Source organism: Bacillus sp. JJ1609, assembly GCF_036967045.1.
Taxonomy (GTDB): Bacteria; Bacillota; Bacilli; order Bacillales; family Cytobacillaceae; genus Mesobacillus.
This window is the reverse complement of the sequence record NZ_JBALSS010000005.1, coordinates 436-5,517: the sequence shown is the minus strand read 5'-3', so window position 1 is coordinate 5,517 and position 5,082 is coordinate 436. Positions and strand designations below refer to the sequence as shown.

Here is a 5,082-nt window from a genome sequence, read left to right as displayed (position 1 = left end):
TTCAGTTTGGTTCCACTGGTCTAAAATATCGGAAGTGGTAGCAGGTGCTTCACCATCTTTCTTTACTGTTTTGAATTTAACCTCTTCCTTATTTCCCGCGTTGTCAATACTGTAGTAAGCAACTCGATGTAGTTCATCGCCACTAACTATAAATGAGGTGCCTTCGATATATTCAGATCCATCTACAGAGTAGAACGTTCTCGCCGTACCACTAAGGTTGTCGGCTGATGATAATTGAACCTTAACATCCGCTGTATTCCATTGATCCATCAAGTCTGAAGAAGATTGTGGTGCTGTTTTATCAATCTTCACTTCTACATTTTTTACATTTTCCTTATTACCAACATTGTCCACTGAATAGTAGTAAACAGTATTAACTCCTTCTTTATCAACCATGAAGGATGTTCCTTCTTCAAAGTTAATCCCGTCAAAAGAATAGAAAGTTGCCTTAACGCCTGTTTCGTTATCGGTAGCAGTAAGGTTTACTGTAGTGGATTGATTTGTCCACTCAGTTTTAGCATCTGCAGTCGTAACAGGTGCTTCTTCATCGATGATCAATTTAGCTAAAACAGTTTCGGATGGATCAGATTCTCCGAACGAGTTGCTGTAGGACGTTACGTAATAAAGGTGGTTAGAATAAGATAGATTCGTTAGTGTATAAGACAAGTTATTGACTTTCTCAGCTACTAATACAGGTTTTCCATCGATAAATTCGTAAATGTTGTAGCCGTTCGCATATGTGACGAAATCCCAATAGATTCTTGCGCTCTTTTGATCAAGCACAATTAAATTCGCTTTCGGTGTTTCCATTTTAGGATAAATAATTGTTTCAGTTATTTGGTTAGAAGGTTCTGATTCCCCAAAACGGGTACTGTAGGCTGTAACCTCCAGGGAATGTGTATCTTCACTAAGATTGTATACTTTATAGCTTAAGGCTGTTCCTTTATAGATTAATTCTTTTTTGCCATCTGTTACTTTGTAAACCCTATATTCATTTGCCCAGGTAACTGCAGGCCATGTCAAAGTGATATTGTTGACATTAAAAGTGGTTCCTGAAAGTTTCGGAGGCTGGACAACCGGCCAGGTCAACTTGAAGCTAATTTCACTGTTGATTGGCGATTCCCCAAAACGACTGCTAAAGGAGTGAACTTCATACTTGTAATCACCCTCCGGCATATTGGCAATACTTACAGAAGTTCCTGTAATTGTCCTAAAAAGCTCCTTCTGCCCATCCACAACTCTATAAACTTTATAGGAAGTTGCATAGGAAGCACTATTCCATATCAATACAATGTCGTTCCCATTAATAATGTTATAGTTGAGATTTCCCGGAGCTTGCATAACCGGGAAAATAAGGTCAAATGAAGTTGATATTCCTTCAAGAGATTCTCCAAAACGGGTACTTATTGCATGAACCTCAAATAAATAATTTCCCTCTGACATATTGCTCAAAACAGCTGTAGTACCTGTAACAGTTGTTTTCAGTATCTTTTCGCCATTGACCACTTGATATATCTTATAGCTATTCGCATAAGCGGAAGCATTCCATTTAAGTGAAATATCATTCCCATTAACAATAGTATGGGTTAAATTCTCTGGTGCTTGCATCTCTGGAAAAATGACTTCTGCTGACAATATACTTCCTTCAGCAGATTCGCCAAAACGCGAACTTACAGTATGGACAACATAATAATGCCTACCTTCCTGGACATTTACAATAGCTGCAGAGATACCAGAAGCCGATGCCTTCAAAACCTTTAGGCCGTCAATAACTTCATAGACCTTATAAGAAGTAGCATACTCGGCAGCCTCCCACTTCAGCACAACGTCATTGCCATTTTGAATATTGTAGGTGGAATTTTTAGGTGCTTGAATTTCCGGAAAAACAACTTCCGCAGTTACCGGAAGTCCTTCTGGTGATTCACCGAAACGATCGCTATAAGAATGAATCTGGTATTGGTGTTTACCCTCAGTGATGTTGGATATAGTTGCTGAAGTGCCTGCTACGGTGCTTTTTAGGACTCTCGAGCCATCCATAACCTCATAAATTTTATAGCCATTCGCATACAAAGCCTGATCCCATTTGAGTGAAAGTGAATTTACATTCGTTATGTTTTGGATTAAATTAGACGGTGCCTCCATTGTATAATTTTCAATTGTTACTGTCAGTTTAGTTCCTTCAGGCGATTCCCCGAAACGGCTGCTAAAAGAATGTACCATAAAGGAATGTTCTCCAACAGAAAGTTTCGCGATGGTTGCACTCAAAGCAGAACCAGAATATTTAAGGATTTTTGCATTCTCTACAACTTCGTATACCTTATAACCTGTTGCATACTGAGCAGCCGTCCAGCTAAGGGACAAGTCATTGCCGTTAACAATTTTAAAGCTAACATCCTCTGGATTCTCCAATGTAGGATGCACTAATGAAAACTTCAGTTCTGCTCCAATTTCTGATTCACCAAAGAGAGATGAATAACTATGAACTACATATTGATAGTTATTTTCAGGAAGGTTCGAATAAGTGATAGAAGTTCCAGTCAATGTGTTTTTTAAAACTTTTACTCCGTCTATAACCTGATAGACTTTATAGTTAGTAGTATTCTCCGCTGCAGTCCAGCTAAGTTTTATATCATTCCCATTTGTCACAGTGTATGACAGATTTGCTGGAGGTAACATCGTTTTGCCTTTGACCATAACGGTCAATGTAGCGCCATCTTCAGATTCTCCAAATCTGGATGAATAGGAATGTACAACATAGCTGTATTCCCCTGGAGTCAAATTGGAGTATGTAATGCTCCTTGAGCTCGTTGTAGTTTTCAAAACCTTTTTGCCGTCGATTAATTGATAAACTTTATAGTTTGTTGCGTTTTCGGCAGCATCCCAGGATAAAGTAAGATCTTTGTCATCTTTAACTGTTTCTGTCAAATTATTAGGCGATAGCATTTTCGGATGAATAACAGGGACCGTTACGTTGCTCCCATTTTCAGATTCACCATAAGTATTAGAAAAAGAGTGAATTTCATATTCATGATTACCTTCAGGTGCATTGACTACAGTATAGTTTGTTCCGGTAACTGTGCTCTTTAGAACCTGTTCTCCATCTAAAATCTGATAAACTTTGTAGCTATTCGCATTAGGAGCACTGCTCCAGGCCAGGACGATATCATTTATGTTTTGTAGCTTAAAGCTTAAGTCTTTAGGAGCTGGCATTACGACATCGCCTATTACTACTTTTAGCTGGCTACCTTCAGCGGATTCTCCAAACCGATCACTATTAGAACGTATTTCATAAATATATTCACCAGCAGACAAACCTGTTAATTTAGTACTTGTTCCTGTAATAGTACTTTTTAATATTTTCTCATTGTTGGTCAATTCAAATAACTTGTAATTCGTCGCATATGTTACTGAATTCCATTTCAGGGTGATATCGTTACCATTTGATAAAGAGTAAGTAAAGTTATTAGGTACTGCCATTGCAGGGTAAACAAGGTCCACCGAAACGGACTCGGAAAGAACTGATTCACCATACAAAGAATTCAACGCTGAAATAGCATAAGAATATTTCCCTTCTGGCAAATTGGATATTTTATATGTTCTAGCAGCCGGTGAGGCAATAAGTGACTGACTGCCGTCTTCAGAAACTTGGTAGATGTTATACTTTTCAGCATATTGAACTGCTCCCCACGTAAGGGTAATATCATTTCCGTTGGTAACTGTATAGGAAGGTTGAGAAGGCACTGCCATACCTGGATATTCAATTTCAATAGATACAGGTGCACTCGGGCCTGATTCCCCATCAAAACTTAACGTGGAAACAACATAGCGATAAGAGCCCTCAGCCAAATTATTAAGGGTATAGCCGGCTGTAGTTGTTTTGTCACGAAGCAATAGCTGCCCATCGGTAATTTCATAAACGTTATAACCTGTTGCGCCGTAAACTGCAGACCACGTAAGCTTCACGTCATCCGGAGTGACATACTGCGTTGCCAGATTGCTCGGAGGCAATGCGTTAGAGTCAGCAAATGCATTTAGAAGAGGAATAAAATTTTGCAACACAATAAGGATTAGTGCTAACAACGTTATCTTCCTGTAGAAAAAACCTTTCATTGCATAGTCCACCTTTTGGACAGAACTCCAAATAAAAAAGAACCTTAAACAAGGTTCATAGGTAAATAGACTATGAATCCTTGCGGCAACCGGCTACCATCCACTTAAATTCCTCTTTAAGCAGAACAGGCCCTTGGCTTTGCGTCCTACAGTTTCCCATAGTTTGCCTTTTTCACTTTGGATTTCTGTGAGTTTTAGTCTATTATAAGGGTTTTAAACCTTTAAATTAATAGGTCGAAAGTCATGATTATTTATTCCTGTGTCTTTAGCATAGGTTAACACTGTTTTTATTAAAAAATGGTTCGCAAATTTTGAAGGCTGTCCTCTATCTCCCAATATACAAAACAATATGAGTTACCAATTCATGTTAACCCGAGAGGATATTCACAATATTACTGTTATAAAAAACGAGGCCGGTTTAAATATTTTATTATTTATTATTTCTTTCTTCATTCAAAATAGAGGTTTGTCTAAAAGACAAACCTCTATGGTAAAACAGTTATATCTACTTTTCTAGAAAAAAATTTTTCTAGAGCTTTACCTGCACATTTATAGTTGTTTCTACGCCATCATAGGTAACAGTAATGGTTGCGGTCAATCCATTTGAAGCAAGATTTGACGCCACTATCGTCCCATCATTTATTACAATTCGGCTATGACTGCTAATATACTTAGTCAAAATATCAAGAGTTATATTTTTCGTTGTTCCATCACTCAAGTTTGCTGTAATCGTAAATGGCACAGTCTCTCCTGGGGCCAATATTATGTTTTCAGAGCTAGCTGTAAGGCTCTCTACTATTACTTCTGTTTTCTTAATCTGTACATTTATGGCTGTCTCAACTCCTCCGTATGTGAAGGTGACCATTGCTGTCAATCCATCAGGGGCAAGATTCGATGCCACTACTGATCCATTATTTATTACAATTCGGCTGTCACTGCTCACATACTTGGTCGTACTATCCAGGGTTACAT

General features: G+C 38.3%; 2 protein-coding genes and 1 riboswitch. Both genes read right to left on the bottom strand.

All coding sequences use genetic code 11. The annotated features are described in order from the left end of the window. Positions 1-4,110, bottom strand: a 4,110-nt coding sequence (locus V7654_RS03730) for an OmpL47-type beta-barrel domain-containing protein (protein ID WP_335428596.1), incomplete at its 3' end; no start/stop codon positions are given. Positions 4,111-4,191: 81 nt separating this feature from the next. Continuing rightward, a riboswitch (cyclic di-GMP riboswitch) is annotated at positions 4,192-4,288 on the bottom strand. A 351-nt stretch (positions 4,289-4,639) separates the two neighbouring features. Further along, positions 4,640-5,082, bottom strand: a 443-nt coding sequence (locus V7654_RS03725) for a hypothetical protein (protein ID WP_335428594.1), incomplete at its 5' end; no start/stop codon positions are given.